Genomic DNA, 19,688 nt, shown 5'->3' with positions numbered 1-19,688 from the left:
GCGCTAGCCCATGAGAAGAGGCCAGTCCATGAGACTGGCCTTTTTTGTTGGTTTACTCAGCGGCTTGTATCTGGCTGGCTGCCTGATCTAGCGCCACCTTGGCTGAGTTACTGCCATTGGTGGCGGAGATGATGGCGGCTGGCATGGCACTCCAGAACTTACTCATTTCTGGAATGTTAGGCATCAATTGCCCAGCCAGACTGGCTTGCAAACTATCCAGAATGAGTGGATTCCGGGCATCATTCAGCACATAACTGATATTAAGTACCCCACCAAGCGCCCACTCCTCGTCTACCAGGGCGATGGCTTGTTCGGTCAACAGGTAGTTTTCCAGGAAACGTTTGGCATCCGCTGGATAGTGGCTCTGACTCGTTATGAGGTAGGTCAATACGCCGACAAAGGGTTTACCTGGCTGTCCCGCGACACTTGGTAGTGGCGCAACCCCAAAATTTACGCCCGCTTCCTGCAGGGTTTTCCATGCCCATGGACCATTGATGATGGCGGCCACTTGGCCAGTGAGCATGCCATCCATGGCAGAGCCATAATCGGCCTGGGGACTGAGCCCGCCACTATTGATCAAGTTGGTGATGGTTTGCAGGCCAACGACTGAACCACCGTTATTGACGCCAGTATCTTTGGCATCCCACCCTGAGCTGTTCTGCTTGAACGCATAACCACCACCTGCGGCTAACAAGCCTTGGGTGAAGTAGGTATTTTTATAGTCCCACTCCAGTGGTCTGATCCCACTTGGCAGTCCCAGCGTGGCGAAGGCTTCTATGCTACTTGGCACCGAGGGTAAGAGCTCTTTGTTGTAAATAAGAGCGGAACTTTCCATCGCAACCGGGTAGCCATAATACTTACCCTGATACTTGCCCGCTTCCCAAGTGGGTAGGGGAATGGAGTGCTTCAGTAGAATATGGGGGTTGATCTGCTGTAAATAACCACGTTTGGCCCAGTCGCCCACTCGATCGTGAGCCCAGAGAATGATATCGGGGCCGTTGCCTGTGGCCATACGCTGTTCAAAATTGGAAGCCAGATTTTCGCCTGCGGGTGAAATCTCAACTCGTATCCGTGTGCCACGCTCTTCACCGTAGCAATTGGCTACTTTCTGCATGGCATGCCAGCCTCGATCATAATTTACATACAAGACTAAATCGGCGTGTTTAGGTGCCATATCATCAATACGAAGGAGGCATCGTTGCAGGCGTTGACTGGCTTGATTACGCAGTATCAGCTGGTCATGAACGAGTTTCTGAATATAGGGATGGGAACCGGCTGTGGTGTGATGCAGCCGATAGAGCAGGGTATCGTGATCAGTTGCGTAGGCTGGTGCTATGCCTGCAAGCCAGGAAGAGAGGCAAAGTCCTATGGCGGCTAACTGTTTCATTATTTTCATCCTTGAAGGTGAATTAAATAAGGCATGGTGGTGAGAAAAGAGCGAGGTCACAAATGATGACCATGTGATGCTATCAAGATGTTTTTTCCATAAAAATCATGCCGTTGTAGTAATTTTCTGCCTCTTGTTGGCTGTCAATGGGCTATTCGCGTGATAATCCGCGCTGAAGTTGAGGCGTTACCGGAGTAGGAATTCGGGAGGGGTATGTTTGGGGCAAAAAAAGGCCAGGTACGAAATCCTTGTACCTGGCTCAGGGGAATGGGCTCGTAAGAGCCCAAATGCATGGAAAGAGAGTGCTTACCTACGTCTTAGTGTAGCTAGCGGCTAGTGAGTTGCCAGTTTGCTTATCTCTTTTCACTGCATATTGATGAGAATTAGGGATCTCGAGAGCTAGGGATTGTCACCTACCAAGACAAAGTTTATGGTAGCCGCCACACTATTAATGGAGTGTTGGCATGCGTAAGCGTGAGCTGTATGAATCATTAGTAGGTCAGCTCCGAGCCTTGGTGGCGGGTGAGCCCGATCTGATTGCAAATTTGGCCAATGTCAGTGCCCTGTTGAAGGGGGGGCTGCAGGATATCAATTGGGTGGGCTTCTATTTGCTCAAGGTGGAGGGGGTGCTTGTATTGGGTCCTTTCCAAGGGCAACCTGCTTGTCTACGGATTCCAGTCGGTAGCGGTGTCTGTGGTACGGCTGCGGCAACCGGCTTGGTGCAGCGGGTTGCCGATGTGCATCTGTTTGCTGGCCATATTAGTTGTGATTCAGCCAGTAATTCAGAGATAGTGTTGCCTGTTCTCGTGGGACAAAAGGTGGTTGCGGTATTAGATATCGATAGCCCAAACCTCGATCGTTTCGACGCGGAAGACCAAGCTGGTCTTGAGCTTATTGTCAACGAGTTGAAAAAATTGAATTGGGCTGGGTAACGTGCTCGCAATTGGCCGACATGCCTTTATAATAGGCCGTTGATTTAGCTCGGGGATCTCCCTTTTTTATCCAAGGTTTTACATGGAAAACAACGAAAAACTGAAAAACAGCAAAGAGTTGATTGCTTACCTCTGTGAGCTTTTTCCTGCCTGCTTTATTGCAGAAGGTGAAGCTAAGCCATTGAAAATAGGTATCTTCCAGGATTTGGCTGCCAGATTGGTAGACGATGCTCGGGTGTCCAAGACCCTGCTACGTTCGGCACTCCGGCAATATACCTCTAGCTGGCGCTATCTGCATGGCATCAAAGCTGGCTCGATCCGTGTGGACTTGGATGGCAATGAATGTGGCATCTTGACTGAAGAACATGTCACCCATGCCAAGGAAGCGTTGAAAGAGAGCAAGGACAAGGTGTTTGCCTCTCGTCGCCGCCCCGATGCAGAAAAACCAGCGGCTAAGCCCCGGCGCCCCGCTCGTCCTAAAATTGATCCTACCTCTCTTAGTACAGGTCAAGCAGTCAAGGTTGTTGTCGGTAAATCACCTGTGCCCGCAACGATCAAAGAAGTGGATAAGGATGATATTCAGGTGCAACTTGCAACTGGCATGGTTGTCCGAGTTAAAGTAGATCGTATTGTTCTCTAGGAGAAGCCTTTGAGAAAACGCATTATTCGTTTGTCTGTCCTTGGGCTAGCACTCTCTCTTGCTGGGGTGGCGATGGCTATTGAGCCGTCGATAAAGCCGACAGATATTCCTAAACTGACCCAGGAAGAGCAGCATGCTACGGCAAGCAAGCGAATAACCGCTCTTTTCACCCGCAGCCACTACAAACAGATACGGCTGGATGATGCGTTTTCGGAGAAGATTTTTAATCTCTACCTGGAAGCTCTCGATTACAGCCGTAATCTGTTTCTGCAGTCAGATATCGATGGCTTTCAGAGTTATAAAAAACAGTTGGACAATGCCCTGAGCGACGGTGATTTGGCCGTGGTTTATGCCATGTACAATCTGAGCACTCAGCGCCGCTATGAGCGTCTGGTCTATGCCTTGAGTTTATTGGATAAGCCCTTCGATTTTACTTCCCAAGACAGCTACCAGTTCGAACGTAAAGGCGCCAAATGGCCGGCTAGCACGGCTGAGCTGGATGAATTATGGCGCCAACGCGTCAAATACGATGCTCTGAGCTTGAAGCTGGCAGGTAAAGAGTGGCCTGAGATCAAAGAGTTACTGGCCAAACGCTATCAGAATGCCATCAAGCGCCTCAGTCAGAGTGAGAGTGAAGATGTATTCCAGACCGTTGAAAACTCCTTCGCTCGAGCCATTGAACCTCATACTAGCTATCTTTCACCACGCAATGCTGAGCGTTTCAATAATGAGATGAACCTCTCATTAGAAGGCATAGGGGCTGTGTTGCAAGCGGATGATGACTTCACCGTGGTTCGCTCCCTCGTTCCTGGTGGGCCGGCCGATAAATCCAAACAGCTCAAGCCTGAGGATAAGATCACCGGTGTTGCACAAGACAATGGCAAGATGGTCGATATCATTGGCTGGCGTCTTGATGAGGTGGTGGATCTCATCAAGGGACCAAAAGGTTCCAAGGTCCGTTTGGAGATCATGCGTGGTACGGGTGGCGCACGTCAATCGCAAGTAGTTGAAATTGTTCGTGATAAAGTCAGACTGGAAGACAGAGCCGCCAAGTCTCATGTTATGGATGCTGAAGGTAAAAAGATTGGGGTGATAGAGATCCCCAGCTTCTATGTCAATCTGCATCTGGATGTGATCAACGAGTTGGCCAAGCTCAAGGCCGACAAGATTGATGGTCTACTCATGGATCTGCGCGGCAACGGTGGCGGGGCTTTGACGGAGGCTACGGATCTCACCGGCTTGTTTATGAAGAGTGGGCCAGTTGTACAGATCCGTGACGGCATGGGTCGTATCACGGTCAATGAAGATAATGATGGCAAGAGTTACTATGACGGTGCTATGACAGTGTTGGTGGATCGCTATAGTGCCTCAGCTTCCGAGATCTTCTCTGCGGCGTTGAACGATTATGGTCGTGCCTTGATCCTGGGCGAAAATACCTATGGTAAGGGTACAGTTCAGCAACATAGAGGGTTGACCAAGGTCTATGACTTCTATGACAAAGAGCTGGGTCATGTGCAATACACCATTGCCAAGTTTTACCGCATCAATGGCGGCAGTACTCAGCATAAAGGCGTGGTTCCTGATATTGCATTTCCCGCGTTAATCGATCCGAGTGAAACCGGGGAAAGTGTCGAGCCCAATGCGTTGCCTTGGGACAGCATTGAACCTGCCAGTTATCAGTTGTTGGGACATTTTGACAAAATATTGCCAATGTTGCGCAAACAACATGATCAACGTGTTTCGCATGAGCCGGAGTTCCGCTATGTGCAGGATGATATTGCTTGGTATCAGAGCGAAAAAGCCAAGAAGACAGTCTCCCTGAATGAAGCGGAGCGGATCAAGGAGCGAGATGCGTTGGATAAGCGTTCCCTTGATCGCATCAACGAACGTCTGGTGCGCATGGGTAAACCGCCGATCAAGAAGGTTGAAGAGTTGCCAACAGAGATAAAATTCCCTGATGGCTACCTGCAGGAGGCGGCCAATATCACTGCTGATTTGGTGGTGTTATCCCGCTCTTGATGACGAGTAAATAACAAAAATGAGCGCCGCGAGGCGCTCTTTTTGTTAGGTTAGGGGATCAAAATTCAATCGCTTGCACATGCTAGGTGTGATCTGGCGGCGCACTTTTCATCAAACATCACTTTCACTCCCAAGTTGGTATTTATTGGTAAGCTATTGGGTTTTATTTTTCTTTTAAAAGATAATCAACCAGTATCAACACCAACCTGCAGAATGGGTATTCATATGACCTCATCTATTCACACACAACAAAAGTACCGTCTCGATTACCAGGCGCCTCGCTACTGGATTGACACCTTGGATCTGGATTTTCAGCTGACAGAGACAGAGACTCGGGTTGTCGCCATCAGCCATATCCGTCGTAATGGGCAGCATAATGATCCCTTGATCCTGGATGGTGAGGCGCTTGTGCTGCAGGGGATTCTCTTGAACGGCGCCCCCTATAGCCAATACCGGTTAGAACCAGGCCAGCTTATCTTGTCTGAATTGCCCGATGAATTTGTCTTGACCATCGAAACTGTGCTTAATCCAGCAGCGAACAGTGCATTGGAAGGGCTATACAAGTCGGGGGCGGCATTTTGCACCCAGTGTGAAGCCGAAGGCTTCCGGCGGATCACCTACTATCTGGATCGGCCGGATGTATTGGCTAAATTCACGACCCGTATCACGGCCGATAAAACCCAATATCCCTTCTTGCTCTCCAATGGCAATAGAACTGGCTCAGGTGAGCTGGCCGATGGTCGTCATTGGGCCGCTTGGCAAGATCCGTTCCCCAAACCTTGCTACCTGTTTGCCTTGGTAGCAGGGGATTTCGATGTGCTGCGTGACGAATTCATCACCCGCAGCAAGCGTAAGGTCGCGCTCGAGCTCTATGTCGATAAGGGTAATCTGTCTCGTGCCGAACATGCCATGCATAGTCTGAAGAAGTCCATGGCCTGGGATGAGCAGCGCTTCGGGCTGGAGTATGACCTGGATATCTACATGATAGTGGCGGTTGATTTCTTCAACATGGGGGCCATGGAGAACAAGGGCCTCAACGTATTCAACTCGAAATTTGTGTTGGCTAATCCGGCGACCGCAACCGATACCGATTACTTTGATATTGAACGGGTGATCGGTCATGAATATTTCCATAACTGGACAGGCAACCGGATCACCTGTCGAGATTGGTTCCAGCTCAGCCTCAAAGAGGGGCTGACGGTTTTCCGCGATCAGGAGTTTTCTGCGGATCTGGGTTCAAGAGCCGTCCATCGCATCGGCAATGTGCGCGTCATGCGCGGGCCACAATTTGCTGAGGATGCGGGGCCCATGGCACACCCCATTCGTCCCGATGTTGTCATTGAGATGAATAACTTTTACACCCTGACTGTGTATGAAAAAGGGGCGGAAGTGATCCGCATGCTCCATACCCTGTTGGGCGAGGAGCGGTTCCAGCAGGGGATGCGGCACTACATCGCCCAGCACGATGGTCAGGCGGCAACCTGTGAAGACTTTGTGCTGGCCATGGAGGCCGCCTCGGGTCGGGATCTTGGGCAATTCCGCCGTTGGTATTCCCAAGCGGGGACGCCGATCCTGACCGTGCGGGGTAACTATGTTCCCGAGCTGGCACAGTACCGCTTGCAGGTCTCTCAGTTTACCCCAGCTACCGCCCAGCAGAGTGACAAGCTGCCATTGCATATTCCATTGAGCATTGCTCTCTATGGTCAGGATGGAACTTGCTTGCCCCTCATTCATCAAGGTGAAGCTGTGGCCGATCTGCTGGAGGTGACGGCGGATGAGCAGACCTTTGTGTTCGATCATATTCATGAACAGCCGATTGTCTCTTTGCTGCAGAATTTCTCCGCACCGGTCAAACTGGATTACCCCTATAGCGACGATGAACTGAGCTTCCTGCTGCGCTTTGCCCAGAATGAATTTGCGCGCTGGGATGCCGGACAAATGCTGGTTAACAAGTACCTCAAGAGTGCGGTCGCGGCTTGTTTGCAAGGGGAGCCTTTGCCTGAGCCTGTCACACTATTGCACGCATTCGAGCATCTAGTGGCAGACACCGAACTGGATAAGGCGCTACTGGTCGAGATCTTGACCATTCCCAGTGAAACCGCCTTGGCAGAGCAGTTCGAACGGGTCGATATAGAGGCTATTCATCGGGTTCGTGAGCATCTTTTGCAATGTCTGGCAGTGGTCTTGCAGGAGCAGTGGAAGACGTTATATCAGTGCAATCACCATTCAGGTGCTTACAGCATAGAGCCGCAGGCGATGGCAAGGCGGGCATTAGCAAATCTGGCGCTCGCTTACCTGGCCCGAGCGGATCAGGCTTTGGCTAACACCTGGGTGCTTGCGCAATATGAACAGGCTAACAACATGACTGATCTGCTGGCAGCCATGCAGGCCGCGAATCTGGGTCAGCTGCCTGCCTTACCCCATCTCTTGGCCGATTTTGAGCATAAGTGGCATGAAGATGGTTTGGTCATGGACAATTGGTTCCGCTTGCAGGCGACAAGTCAGGCTGCGGATGTGCTTGACCGAGTAAGAGACTTGATGGCACACCAGGCCTTTAGCCTGAAAAACCCCAATCGGGTGCGTGCCCTGATCGGCACCTTTGCTGCCGCTAACCCCCTGGCCTTTCATGCCAAGGATGGTAGCGGCTACCGTTTCTTGGGCCAGATACTGCAGCAGTTGAACACTATCAACCCCCAGGTTGCGGCTCGGATGATCACCCCTCTTATCCAATTTAAACGGCTGGATGAGGAGCGAGTGGCGTTGATCCGTGCCGAGCTGCAACAACTGGCCGCGCTGCCTGATCTTTCGCGGGATTTGGCGGAAAAAATCGATCGCGCTCTGGCGCAGTAACCCTCTAGGCAGGGTGGGGGAGGACCCCACCCTGGTTAATTATGCTGCATTATACGTTTCGTCTGGGGCTGTCGACTGAGCAATTGCTGGCGCTTTATCGTGGCGAGGCTCAGCGCCTCTCGGTAGTGAGCGAACAGGGACTGCGCATTGAATTGCCTGTTCATCATCTGCGCCGCTTTGTTGGTCATGGGGGTATCCATGGTCGTTTCAGACTGACTACTGATGAAAACCACCGCTTTATTGATCTGGAGCGGCTTGCCTGAATGCAGAGGGAGTGCAATGGGGCGCGATAATGTTTACCATGTGCGCCGCTTTCCACCGTTGCTCGATGGAGCGGAGCCCGGCTCATGGTGAAAGGTGCAGATGTCAGTTGCCACTATCACTTCATAAGGAGCTCGCATGTTTTATCCTCTCGCCCGTTATTTCCTTTTCAAGCTTGATCCTGAAGTGGCTCATGAGTTGAGCATCAAACAGCTCGCCTTATTGGGCGGTACTCCTTTGGATATTTTCTTTCGACAGAAGGTGCCGTCCCGGCCGGTTAAAGTCATGGGGCTGACATTTGATAATCCCGTTGGCTTGGCGGCAGGTCTCGACAAGGATGGCGAAGCCATCGATGCATTTGGTGCCATGGGCTTTGGTTTTATTGAGGTGGGCACTGTGACTCCCCGCCCGCAACCAGGCAATGACAAGCCGCGTCTGTTCCGCGTCATTCCGGCGGAAGGCATTATCAACCGCATGGGATTTAACAATAAAGGTGTCGATAATCTCATCGAGAATGTCAAAAAGAGCAAATATAAGGGCATCATAGGGATCAATATTGGCAAGAATAAAGATACGCCAATAGAGAATGGTAAAGATGACTATCTGATCTGCATGGATAAGGTTTATGCCCATGCCGGTTATATTGCGGTCAATATCTCATCACCCAACACCCCGGGATTACGCCAGTTGCAGTTTGGGGCAGCATTGGATGAATTGTTGATGGCGTTAAAACAGCGCCAGGGTGAGTTGGCGGCCAAGCATAACAAGTATGTTCCTTTGACGGTAAAAATAGCCCCGGACCTGAGCGTAGAGGAAATAGCCCAAGTGGCAGACTCTTTGGTGCGCAATAAAATCGACGGTGTGATAGCGACCAACACCACTCTAGATCGGGATATGATTTTCGACATGCCCCATGCCGGTGAAGCGGGCGGTTTGAGTGGCAAACCCCTGCAGGCCAAGAGCACCGAATTTATTCGGGAATTGGCTAAGCAGTTGAAGGGGGCGCTGCCTATCATCGGCGTGGGTGGGATTGATTCGGCCCTCGCCGCCAGAGAAAAAATGGAGGCCGGTGCTCAATTGGTGCAAGTATATTCAGGGTTTATTTATAAAGGCCCCGAGCTGGTCGGCGAGATTGTCAAAAATATTAGATAAATTTTGGTCATTTTGATCACTTAGATTTGTAATATGTACGCAGATGGAATATAAATTCTACTGCGTACATATTAATCACAGAGTTTGGTCATGATCCTCGTACCGAATGAATACTGGCACTGGTGTTTCGATGAAGAGAATGAGCGTCTTATGCTCGATCTCTCTGATGGGCTGCTCTTCAATACTGCCTACCAAGCCAAGCAATTAACCAGCGAGGCTAGCAAGCCGCAAGCGTTTACCCTCGATGATGTCTCCTGTTATTTTCACCTGCTGGAATGTATCGGCGAACTGCCATTTTCGGAAGCTGAACGGGTGCAAATAGTGCTTAATGCCATTGCTGCCCTGCGTTTTGCGAAACCACAGATGGTTAGAAGCCACTTTTTTCGGCAATTTGATGTAATGGGTGAGGCACCCTTGTTTGGCGAAGTGGTCACCTTGGTGACCGAATATGGTCATGCCGATTTTTTGGTGATTGAGCCGGGCAGTAATGCCTCTGTCGCTATATTGTTGGGTGGGGTATTGCGGCTGGATGAGAACAAAGAGTTAGCGGCAGGTGGCATCATCAAGGTGATGAACAATCGTATCATCCCCTTTCATGCTGTTTCCAGCCAACTGCTGCGTTTAGCCTGACGCTGGTCCAAACTGATGTAAAAAAGCCGCTATTGAGTCAGCGGCTTTTTTATTGGCGCAAAATGGCACAAACAAAAAAGCCGACGTAGTTTACGTCGGCTTTAAATTTGGTTGCGGGGGCAGGATTTGAACCTACGACCTTCGGGTTATGAGCCCGACGAGCTACCATGCTGCTCCACCCCGCGTCTGTGTGGGGCGCATAATAGGGGCACAGGCCAGTCAGTGCAAGTAAAATCGTGATTGTAATGCGAATATCTTTTCCTAACTCTCACTCCTTTTTCATCCGAGGGTAGGGCTCCTGAGGTGAGTTGCGCTATAATGTGCGGCCATATTGTCCGTGCCGTAGCCATACATGACCAACTTTTTTGCAACATGTCCCAAGGGACTCGAAAACCTACTTGCCGATGAACTAACCCGTCTGGGTGCCGACTCTGTCAAAGAGACGGTCGCAGGGGTCGCGTTTACCGGTGAGCTGGAGTGCGCTTATCGTGCCTGTTTGTGGAGTCGCCTGGCTTCGCGGGTTCTGCTTTCATTGGCTAGCTTTGGTGTGCGCGATGATATGGATCTCTACCTGGGGATCAGTAATATTCCCTGGGAGAGCTTTTTTTCGGTCAATCAGACCATAGCCGTGGATTTTTCTGGGACCTCGGACAGTATCCGCAATACCCAATATGGTGCCTTGAAGGTTAAGGATGCCATAGTCGACCGATTTACCAAGCGCACCGGTCAGCGTCCCAACATTGATAAGCGTGAACCCGATGTGCGGGTTCAGGTGCATTTGAAGCGTGAAGAGGCCAGCGTGGCGCTGGATCTCTCCGGGCCCGCTTTGCATCAGCGCGGTTACCGCTCTGGCACAGGGGATGCCCCGCTGAAGGAGAATCTGGCGGCAGCGGTACTGTTGCGCAGTGGTTGGCAAGGTGAGCCGCTCATCGATCCCATGTGTGGCTCGGGCACTTTGCTCATCGAGGCCGCCATGATGGCGACCGATATGGCTCCGGGTTTGTTGCGTCACCGCTTTGGTTTGACCTCGCTGCAACAATACGACGCCTCCTTGTGGCAATCCCTGCAGGCTGAGGCGCGAGTAAGAGCCAAACGCGGTCTAACGGCGGGCGCTGAGTTGAAGTTCCTCGGTCTGGATAGCGACAGCCGTGTGCTGAGTCGGGCCCAAGAAAATGCCCAAGAGGCAGGTTTTGCCTCGCTGATCCGTTTTGCCTCCCAGGAAGCGGTTGCTTTGCGTAATCCTTGGCCTGGCCATAAAGGCTTCCTGGTCACCAACCCCCCCTATGGCGAACGATTGGGTGAGTTTCCCGAACTGTTGAAGCTCTATCAGGAGTTGGGGCAATCATTGCGCCAGGGCTTTCAAGGTTGGCGCGTCTCTGTCTTGTCAGCCTCGCCTGATCTGCTCAGTTGCTTACGTCTGCGGGCGGATAAGCAGTATCGGTTGTTCAATGGCGCCTTAGAGTGTCAATTACGCAATTATCAGATAGCGGAAGATTCCATCGCCTCCACCAAGATGGTGGCGGAGGATTTTGCTAATCGCCTGCGCAAGAATATGAAGAGTCTGGATAAATGGGCCAAGCAAGAAAAGCTGGATGCCTATCGCCTCTATGATGCCGATCTGCCGGATTATAATGCTGCCATTGACCGTTATGGCGATTATCTGGTGGTGCAGGAGTACGCCGCACCCAAGACCATCCCTGAGCCTGTAGCGCGCCAGCGGCTGCTGGATATGGTGCAAGCTACCATAGCCGTGACGGGCGTGCCTGGCGCCAACTTGATCCTGAAGGTGCGTGAGCGGCAGAAGGGCGAGAGCCAGTACCAGAAGTTGAATGAACTGGGTGACATGCTGGTTGTGCATGAATATGGCGCTGAGTTGCTGGTCAATCTGCGCGATTATCTAGATACCGGCCTGTTTCTGGACCATCGTCTGACCCGCCGCATGCTGGGGAACATGGCCAACGATAAGCGCTTCTTGAATCTGTTTGCCTATACGGGCTCGGCGACTGTGCATGCGGCGCTGGGTGGGGCTCGCTTCACCACTACTGTGGATATGTCACGCACCTATCTTAACTGGGCTAAAGAGAACCTAAAGCACAATGGTTTGCTCAACTCTCGCCATCATTTTGAACAGGCCGATTGCCTGAAGTGGCTGGCCAGTTGCGACGAGCAGTTTGATTTGATCTTTATTGACCCCCCTACTTTTTCCAACTCCAAGCGGATGGATGAAAGTTTTGATGTGCAGCGAGATCACATCCGCCTGCTAACGGATTTGAAGCGGCTGCTTGCTCCGAAGGGCACGCTGGTCTTCTCCAACAATAAGCGCCACTTCAAGATGGATCAGGAAGGGTTAGCCAACCTGCAACTGGTAGCCGAAAACATCAGCGAACAGACTCGGCCTAAGGATTTTGCTCGGAACGTGCACATTCACAACTGCTGGATTATTCAGCACGCCGATGACGCAGCAGAATAATAGGTTCGCTGACTGTTTGAACCACCATGGGGGAGCCTTGGCTCACCCTGGCGGATACGGGGTAATAGATTTTTTTTCCTGGAATGTATAATGGCAATTTTATCACTGCATCAGGCTTATCTTTCCTATAGCGATGCGCCTTTGCTGGATCATCTGGAGTTACAGATTGAAGCCGGAGAACGGCTCTGTCTGGTGGGACGCAATGGGGCGGGCAAGTCGACCTTGCTTAAAGTCATTGCGGGTGAAACCGCTCTGGATGATGGTCGTCGGATCCACCTGCAAGATTTGCGCGTGGCTCGTCTGGAGCAAGACCCGCCTCAGAGCAGTGAGGAGACAGTATTCGATTATGTGGCGAATGCGGTTAGTGGTGTGGGGGATTTGCTGCAACGTTACCATCTGCAATCGCTGAAGTTGGTCACTGATCCAAGCGAGCAAAACATCAAGGTGCTGAGCCGGTTGCAAGAAGAGCTGGATCATCAAAATGGCTGGCAGTTTGATACCCGTATCCGTCAGGTACTCAGCATGCTCAAGCTGGATCCAGATGTGGTGCTCAAGGAGCTATCCGGTGGTTGGTTACGCAAGGTGGCCTTTGCGCGCGCCTTGGCTGGTGACCCGGATCTTTTGTTGCTGGATGAACCGACTAACCATCTGGACATTGAAGCCATTGATTGGTTAGAAACCTTTCTCAAAGAGTATCGTGGCGCCATCGTCTTTATCAGCCACGATAGAGAATTTATTCACCATCTGGCAACCCGGATCGTCGATCTGGATCGAGGCAAGGTGACCTCCTGGCCTGGTAATTACGATGCCTATCTGGCGGGGAAAGAGGAGTGGTTGCGGGTTGAAGCCTTGCAACAAGCTGAATTCGACAAGAAGTTAGCTCAGGAAGAGACCTGGATCCGTCAGGGCATCAAGGCGCGCCGTACCCGCAATGAAGGGCGCGTTCGTGCGCTCAAGGAGCTGCGAAATGAACGCCAGGCTCGCCGTGAGGTTATCGGAGCCGCCAAGCTGCAAGTCGATGAGGCTAATCGCTCTGGCAAGCTGGTGTTTGAGGCGGAAGGGCTGGGGTATTCCATTGATGAACGGCGCTTGATCCACCAATTTAATTTGCAGGTGCTAAGGGGCGACAAGATTGCGTTGATTGGCCCCAACGGCTGTGGCAAGACCACACTCATCAAGCTATTGCTGGGCCAATTGCAGCCTAGCGAGGGAGCGGTGCGTTGTGGCACTAAACTGGATGTGGCCTATTTTGACCAGTATCGACAACAGCTGGATCCTGATAAGACAGTTATCGACAACCTGGCCGAAGGGAAAACCGAAATAGAGGTTGGTGGACGACGCCGTCATGTCTTGGGTTACCTGCAAGACTTCTTGTTTGAACCCAAACGAGCCTTAACCCCGGTTCGCGCCCTCTCGGGAGGGGAGAAGAATCGCTTACTTCTTGCCCGCTTGTTCTTAAAACCCTGCAATTTATTAATTTTGGATGAACCAACTAACGATTTGGACATCGAAACATTGGAGTTGCTGGAAGAGTTACTCGCGGATTATCAGGCCACCTTGTTGCTGGTGAGCCATGATCGGCGTTTCATCGATAATACGGTGACTCACTCCTGGTTTTTCGAGGGCGATGGTCGCATCACGGAATATGTGGGTGGCTATTCGGATCTGATGGCATCGCGTCAGTTAAATGCCGCGACCGCCACCTTGACCAAGGAAAATAAAGCGGGGAACGCTGCACAGGCTAAGGCCGAAGTAGCGCCCAAGAAAAACCGTAAAATGTCTTACAAGCTACAGCTGGAGCTTGAGAACTTGCCTGCGCGACTGGAGTCGCTGGAGCAGCAGGTGGCCGAGTATCAGCAGCAGATAAATGCGCCTGATTTTTTCAGTAAGAGTAGTGATGAAACCCAAGCCGTGCTCGCAGCGTTGCAAGCCAGTGAGGAGGCGCTGGAAAATGCCTTTACTCGCTGGGATGAGCTCGAAGCAATGAAACAAGAGGATTAACTGCATTCATGAATACTAAAATTAGTACCTTGGCTCTGCTCTCCTTGCTGTCATGGGGAACCCAGGCTTCTGCCACCTCTTTTTATTCCATTGAAGAGATAGCCACCAGTTCACCGACCCAATATGGTCCTTGGGCTCTTGGCATGGCCAAAGATAATAGTGTGGCCAGTTTTGTCTCGAAGAATGACTGGTTTTCTTATTTCAATATGGCACCGAACGGCATGGACCTGGCTCATCGTCTGAGCTATGAAATGAGCTGTGATACCCAGCTTGCATCCACCGTTTGTAGCGCGTTTTGGGATGGCTCAGCTAACAAGGCGTTGCAGTGGCGTTACGATACCTTGAGTTATGTGTCACAGCTGACCACGCAGCTCGATGGCGCACAAACAGGCGAGCAGGATGGCATCATCACCAAGCTGGGCGCGACCAAGTCACAATTTGTTGGCTATAAGGTTGCGGCAGCTCCGACAAACTCCAGCTACTACCATGAGCGCAATGGTTTTGTCAGTATAAATGGCACTCAGACTCAGCTTGCTCCCAAGTATTCGCTGGGTGGCATGGGCGGGTTCAGCAGTGCTTATGACCTGCTACCAGTCGGTGATCTTTACCTGGTAGCCGGTACGGCTAACACCAGCGTGGTTGCACCAGACGACTCTTTTGCTCGCTGTTATCAAGGGGACACCTATAGCAACGGTGAGTTCATCCGTTGCCCTGGTTTTAACACCCAAGCCGCTTTTTGGCTGGTTAACGGCAGTGAGAGCAGTGTCGTGCCAGAGCTGAGTCCTGGCTATTACCGGGCCAATAACGATGTGCTGCAAACCTCTTCGGCTTTGGGACTGACCGCTCTGGATAATGGTCAGTTGTTGGCTGTCGGTTACTCCTCTACGGATGCGGTGGGCAATGGTCCGCAATCTGGCCGTAATGTGGCGGTTACCTGGAGCTTAAATGTGAGCGCTGGTGCCGTCAGCGTTGGCGCTCCCAATCGTATTCCGCTCCCTTTGATTGCTCCGGGAGAGGGGGATGAAGTTCTGCGCAATACCTGGGCCGTAGCGGCAAATAGTCAGGGCTATGTGATAGGTAATCAAAAATTCAACTCAGCCAAGTCGCGTAACCTGCCGGTAGAGATGTTTGTTTACAACGTCAATACCGGAGCGACTACAGTGCCATACTCTGATATTCCTCGTGGTGGAGCCAACTCAGAGGCAGCGGCCATCAACAGCAAGGGACAAGTGGTGGGATGGCAGGATGAGCGCAATGAAAGCCAGCCTGTCTATCAGGGGAGCCCGCGTCAGCAAGAAGCATTTCTCTATAACGTAGCTACCGCTCAGGGTTGGCGTTTGAATGATCTGATCTGTTCAACCGCCAGTGGGGAGAAGAGTTGCCAGCAAAATGGTAGCTACTACTTCATTGCGAATGCTGTTGCCATTAATGATGATGGCAGTGTGGCCGCAACGGCTTACCGCTATGCCTCTTTGGATGATTGGAAAATACGGGCCAACCCTACCGTGGTAACTGTTCGCCTGAGTCCCAATGCGGCCTTCGACAGTAACGGCAATGTACCAGCATCCATGGTGGTGGAAAATGCTTTGCCGACTAACGATTATGGCAAGTCAAATGGCGGTGGGGCCATCTCCTGGTTGTTTTTGACTCTTCTGGCTCCTTTTGCCTGGCTGCGTCGCCGTTCCAGTGAAAAGAAAATGTCATGAATATTTAATTAGTTAGACAAGTTATGGTGTGTGACATCGCATTTTATCCATAACGGTAGTTGACCTCTGCTGACAGATGGCTAAGGATAAAGACGACGGTGATCAAGACTGTCGTCTTTTTTTTCATATGGAAAAGAGGGTTCAACAGATGAAGAGACAAAAACGAGATCGGTTGGAAAGAGCACACGCAAAAGGCTATCAAGCAGGCATAGACGGCCGCTCTAAAGATGGCTGCCCTTATCAATGTACAGATGCGAGAGGATATTGGTTAGGCGGATGGCGTGATGCGATGGATGACCGTAATACCGGCTCTTCCTTGTTAACAAAGTAAACGTACCCATTATTTGATTCACCAGAACACAGCCTATATACATGGAGTGGCTGACCAGGTCTGACGACACAAAGTGAGCGTTGGCAATTCTTCTTCAACAAAGCAGGCTGATAGGATCAGCCTGCTTTTTGTTTATGCGCCACAAGAACATTTTTCAGCTGGCATTCCGCTCATTCAGTAGATCAGCACTGGCCGATTGATCCAGTACATAGTTGATGAACGGCTTCAATTGCGGGTGATTGGCAAATATGAGTAACAGATCTGCGCTGCTATCCCGATAACCTAATTCATAGTTTTTCAGCGTGGTCATGGGGATGCCCAGCATGTTGGCGAACGGCGGGCGCGATAGCCCCATATGCTCGCGTACTCGACGTATTTTTGTGGCCAGCAGTGACAGGTCAGCTGTGATTGTTTCGTTACTCATGAAGTTGTCCTTTTTCGTACTTATTAAATGGAGCCTTTGCTCTATTAATCCTGTAATGTCTAGCTCAACATGCTCAACATTGGGCAGGTGGAGAGTTGTTACTCATTATTTGGCTGCATAATATACGAAAAAAAGCATTCTTAAGTACCAGACTATTACTAGGCGCATTGCAAAGATAAATAGTGTGATACGCATCACATTTTGCTGCTGGCCTCCCTTAAGATCGCCAGATCGGTCACCCGGATCCCTATAACCGAAGCATGAGGGGTAAAGGTGCTGGATTATTGAGCTAACTAATTGCTGTAAAAGGAATTATCTTGACCAGGTATGACATTGTGCTATGATTATCACATCAGACGCGGGGTGGAGCAGCATGGTAGCTCGTCGGGCTCATAACCCGAAGGTCGTAGGTTCAAATCCTGCCCCCGCAACCAGTTTGAAAAACCCCAAGCTTAGGCTTGGGGTTTTTTTATGTCATCTAATTCAAGCAATAAAAAAGGCCATTAAGGCCTCTCTTTTCTGCACTAGGGTGTTCATAGGGGCTCTGGATCAGCGGCTTCTACTGTCTCGTTCCAGCCGTGATATTCACTGATGGCGCTGGATACCATCTCTTCTTCGCGAATGCCAAAAGGTAAGCCTCGGTTCATACACAGACTCTTTGTCTCCTGATAGGGGGAACCGCAGTTGTCCAGGCTACCGAACACTTGGTCTTTCAGGCACGAATAGTCAATTCTTTCCATTGGCTTTCTCCTTTGTGGTATTTCCAATATACCGTTTTGACTGCAAGAGTGTGGAAAAGTTCAATCCATTGTGGTGTGACCGCTCAGTGCCCCCCATAGATGGGGGCGCGTTGTATCGGTCTAGTTGGTGTATTGGCCTCTGATGGATAGTGGGGGCCAAACAATGTGTCAGGGAGATCAGTGCGCTTGTTGTGCTATCAGCCAGCGCTTGAGCCCTTGCGCAGCTCGATAGCCCGTACTGAAGCAACCAGTTAGCAAATAACCACCGGTTGGCGCTTCCCAATCCAGCATCTCGCCGGCACAGAATAGCCCTGGGTAGCGTTTTACCATCAAGTTTTCGTCTAACTCTTCAAATTTAAGACCGCCAGCAGAGCTAATCGCCTCTTCTATGGGGCGGGTGGCTTCGACAGTGACGGGAAGAGATTTCAATTTTTCTGCCAACCGGGGCAGATCCTGGAAGATATCCGCTGGCAGGCACTCCCGCAGCAGTGCGGCTTTGACGCCTTCAATACCTAATCGACTGCGCAGATGATTGGCCAGCGACTTTGAACCGCGCGGGGCTAGCAACTCCTGGGTTACGCGTTCAGTTGTACGACCAGGCAACAGATCGAGGAAAAAGGTGGCGTGGCCTTGCTGCTCTAACTGCTCACGCAGTGCCGGAGTGAAAGGATAGAGCAGGCTGCCTTCCAGACCGTGTGTGGTGATCACACACTCGCCTTGTCGGGACCGGGTCTCTCCCTGCTCATTCGTATGGGTCAGCACCACACTCTTGAGCGGGCTTCCGGCAAATTTTTCCGCAAAGAATGCGCTCCAGGGGCGCTCAAAGCCACAGTTGCTGGCTTTTAGTGGCGCGACCGCCAGCTCCCTGGCTTGCAATAGCGGCACCCAGTCACCGTTTGAGCCTAGTCGTGGCCAGCTGGCGCCTCCCAGTGCCAGGAGGGTGGCATCAGCCGAGTAGATTTGTTCCCCTTGTGGTGTCTGAAAGCGCAATTGGCCATCCTCGGCCCAGCCAAGCCAACGGTGGCGCATGACCATTTGCACGCCTAGTACCCGGAGGTGATGCAACCAACTGCGTAGCAGGGGGGCCGCTTTCATATCGGTAGGGAACACTCGCCCCGATGAACCCACAAAGGTCGTGACGCCCAACCCTTCGGCCCAGGCTCTGAGCTCTGTGGCGCCAAATTGTTGCAGGTACTCGCCCATGAGCTCACTTCGCTCGCCATAGCGCTGAGCAAAAGAGGAGAGCTCTTCTGAGTGGGTGAGGTTCATGCCGCCCTTACCTGCTTGCAGAAATTTTCTCCCCACCGAGGGCATGGCATCAAAGAGGGTGACAGAGATGCCCGCTTTGGCTAACTGTTCGGCTGCTATTAGGCCTGCGGGGCCTCCGCCTATGATGGCAACGTGTGGTACATGAGGGAGTGAGCTGGACATAAGCGGATCCTGAACTAACCATGCCAGGGCGCAAGATGCCGAGGCTTATGGGGCGGGGAGTGTACCCAGCCAGCCGTCGTGACTCAAGCCTGCTTTACCCTGGTTAGAAATGATATGCGATGAGTAGATTGTGGCTATTGAGTGTAGGGTTCGAGTCATACAGATTCCAATTGGACATATGGCTAAACTCATAGCCCAAACTCCACTCAGCGCTGATGGCATAACTTAAGCCCAGAGCGGCGACAAATTGCCAAGGGCCGCCATAATCCTTGCGCTGGCCAGTGTGACCGAACTGATAATCGCTAAGCCAAATCATCCCTAGCGGCAGTTCCATTTGCCATCGTGGGCTTAACTGGCAGGCCACTATTGCCTCACCACCTGCACGTAGGGCGTTTTCATTATTCACATCCAGTACTCCTAGCCGTCCTGACGTGTCGAGCCGACAGGGCAGGCGGCTCATCTCTAGCCACTCCCAACTGAGGCGGCCATCCAGGTGCTGGATGCTGACATTTTGCGATTGAGCGGGCGTACCCAGCAACAACTCTCCTTGGATCTGCGCTGTGACTGGCTGCACCAACAATAGACAAGCAAGGCCGACAGAATGAATATTCATGCGGTTACTTTCCGTTAACAGACCTCATTAAGAGTTAGGCGTAGTTGGCAGAGTGATCAACCTGGCTGGCTACAGTTTTACGGATCTGCGAACGCATGCAT

The 19,688-nt window shown here is 51.5% G+C and carries 16 protein-coding genes and 2 tRNA genes; 12 read left to right on the top strand and 6 right to left on the bottom strand.

Features of this window, described 5'->3' with window-relative positions; genetic code table 11:
- Nucleotides 1-52 precede the first annotated feature (52 nt).
- Nucleotides 53-1,387, bottom strand: a complete 1,335-nt coding sequence (gene malE, locus ACZYTD_RS08315) for a maltose/maltodextrin ABC transporter substrate-binding protein MalE (protein ID WP_463891193.1) — start codon at nt 1,385-1,387, stop codon at nt 53-55.
- Nucleotides 1,388-1,851: 464 nt separating this feature from the next.
- Here malE and ACZYTD_RS08310 point away from each other — a divergent pair, with 464 nt between their 5' ends.
- The 7 genes from ACZYTD_RS08310 to ACZYTD_RS08280 all read left to right on the top strand — a co-directional run bounded on the left by ACZYTD_RS08310 (nt 1,852) and on the right by ACZYTD_RS08280 (nt 9,871).
- Complete coding sequence (locus ACZYTD_RS08310) at nt 1,852-2,319, top strand: GAF domain-containing protein (RefSeq protein ID WP_463891192.1); 468 nt, start codon at nt 1,852-1,854, stop codon at nt 2,317-2,319.
- Nucleotides 2,320-2,401: 82 nt separating this feature from the next.
- Complete coding sequence (gene proQ / locus ACZYTD_RS08305) at nt 2,402-2,959, top strand: RNA chaperone ProQ (protein ID WP_463891191.1); 558 nt, start codon at nt 2,402-2,404, stop codon at nt 2,957-2,959.
- Between the two features lie 9 nt (nt 2,960-2,968).
- The gene (prc, locus tag ACZYTD_RS08300) at nt 2,969-4,978 is read left to right on the top strand and encodes a carboxy terminal-processing peptidase (protein ID WP_463891189.1); all 2,010 of its coding nucleotides are present in this window, start codon (nt 2,969-2,971) and stop codon (nt 4,976-4,978) included.
- 225 nt (nt 4,979-5,203) lie between these two features.
- A complete protein-coding gene (pepN, locus tag ACZYTD_RS08295; RefSeq protein WP_463891186.1) occupies nt 5,204-7,828 on the top strand; it encodes an aminopeptidase N in 2,625 nt (874 codons plus the stop codon).
- 41 nt (nt 7,829-7,869) lie between these two features.
- Complete coding sequence (locus ACZYTD_RS08290; RefSeq protein WP_463891184.1) at nt 7,870-8,091, top strand: DUF2835 domain-containing protein; 222 nt, start codon at nt 7,870-7,872, stop codon at nt 8,089-8,091.
- A gap of 136 nt (nt 8,092-8,227) precedes the next feature.
- The gene (gene pyrD, locus ACZYTD_RS08285) at nt 8,228-9,241 is read left to right on the top strand and encodes a quinone-dependent dihydroorotate dehydrogenase (RefSeq protein WP_463891181.1); all 1,014 of its coding nucleotides are present in this window, start codon (nt 8,228-8,230) and stop codon (nt 9,239-9,241) included.
- A 90-nt stretch (nt 9,242-9,331) separates the two neighbouring features.
- On the top strand, nt 9,332-9,871 hold the full coding sequence (locus ACZYTD_RS08280; RefSeq protein ID WP_463891178.1) for a cell division protein ZapC: 540 nt from the start codon (nt 9,332-9,334) through the stop codon (nt 9,869-9,871).
- Between the two features lie 108 nt (nt 9,872-9,979).
- On the opposite strand, the gene ACZYTD_RS08275 is transcribed toward ACZYTD_RS08280, so the two are convergent.
- A tRNA-Met gene (locus ACZYTD_RS08275) sits at nt 9,980-10,056 on the bottom strand.
- Between the two features lie 167 nt (nt 10,057-10,223).
- On the opposite strand from ACZYTD_RS08275, the gene rlmKL reads away from it, so the two are divergent.
- The 4 genes from rlmKL (at nt 10,224) to rmf (ending at nt 16,379) form a co-directional block, all read left to right on the top strand.
- Nucleotides 10,224-12,341: a bifunctional 23S rRNA (guanine(2069)-N(7))-methyltransferase RlmK/23S rRNA (guanine(2445)-N(2))-methyltransferase RlmL gene (gene rlmKL, locus ACZYTD_RS08270; protein ID WP_463891176.1), complete on the top strand. Its 2,118-nt coding sequence runs from the start codon at nt 10,224-10,226 to the stop codon at nt 12,339-12,341.
- A gap of 90 nt (nt 12,342-12,431) precedes the next feature.
- A complete protein-coding gene (locus tag ACZYTD_RS08265; protein ID WP_463891173.1) occupies nt 12,432-14,342 on the top strand; it encodes an ABC transporter ATP-binding protein in 1,911 nt (636 codons plus the stop codon).
- An 8-nt stretch (nt 14,343-14,350) separates the two neighbouring features.
- Entirely contained in the window at nt 14,351-16,048 is a 1,698-nt protein-coding gene (locus tag ACZYTD_RS08260) for a DUF3466 family protein (RefSeq protein WP_463891171.1), read from the top strand.
- Between the two features lie 148 nt (nt 16,049-16,196).
- The gene (rmf, locus tag ACZYTD_RS08255; protein WP_463891264.1) at nt 16,197-16,379 is read left to right on the top strand and encodes a ribosome modulation factor; all 183 of its coding nucleotides are present in this window, start codon (nt 16,197-16,199) and stop codon (nt 16,377-16,379) included.
- Nucleotides 16,380-16,533: 154 nt separating this feature from the next.
- Here the strand turns inward: rmf and ACZYTD_RS08250 are convergent, their stop codons facing one another.
- Nucleotides 16,534-16,803, bottom strand: coding sequence for a helix-turn-helix domain-containing protein (locus ACZYTD_RS08250; RefSeq protein WP_463891168.1), 270 nt, complete (start codon nt 16,801-16,803; stop codon nt 16,534-16,536).
- A 357-nt stretch (nt 16,804-17,160) separates the two neighbouring features.
- On the opposite strand from ACZYTD_RS08250, the gene ACZYTD_RS08245 reads away from it, so the two are divergent.
- Nucleotides 17,161-17,237 (top strand) — tRNA-Met (locus tag ACZYTD_RS08245).
- Nucleotides 17,238-17,336: 99 nt separating this feature from the next.
- On the opposite strand, the gene ACZYTD_RS08240 is transcribed toward ACZYTD_RS08245, so the two are convergent.
- The 3 genes from ACZYTD_RS08240 to ACZYTD_RS08230 all read right to left on the bottom strand — a co-directional run bounded on the left by ACZYTD_RS08240 (nt 17,337) and on the right by ACZYTD_RS08230 (nt 19,587).
- Nucleotides 17,337-17,543 (bottom strand): hypothetical protein, encoded by a 207-nt coding sequence (locus ACZYTD_RS08240; RefSeq protein ID WP_463891166.1) that lies wholly within the window; start codon nt 17,541-17,543, stop codon nt 17,337-17,339.
- A 177-nt stretch (nt 17,544-17,720) separates the two neighbouring features.
- Nucleotides 17,721-18,974, bottom strand: coding sequence for a TIGR03862 family flavoprotein (locus ACZYTD_RS08235; protein ID WP_463891163.1), 1,254 nt, complete (start codon nt 18,972-18,974; stop codon nt 17,721-17,723).
- A gap of 103 nt (nt 18,975-19,077) precedes the next feature.
- Complete coding sequence (locus ACZYTD_RS08230) at nt 19,078-19,587, bottom strand: acyloxyacyl hydrolase (RefSeq protein WP_463891161.1); 510 nt, start codon at nt 19,585-19,587, stop codon at nt 19,078-19,080.
- Between the last annotated feature and the right edge of the window lie 101 nt (nt 19,588-19,688).

This window comes from Pseudaeromonas sp. HNCC25DJ180 (assembly GCF_055413345.1).
The sequence above is the reverse complement of the archived record's forward strand: the minus strand, read 5'-3'. Positions and strand labels throughout refer to the sequence as shown.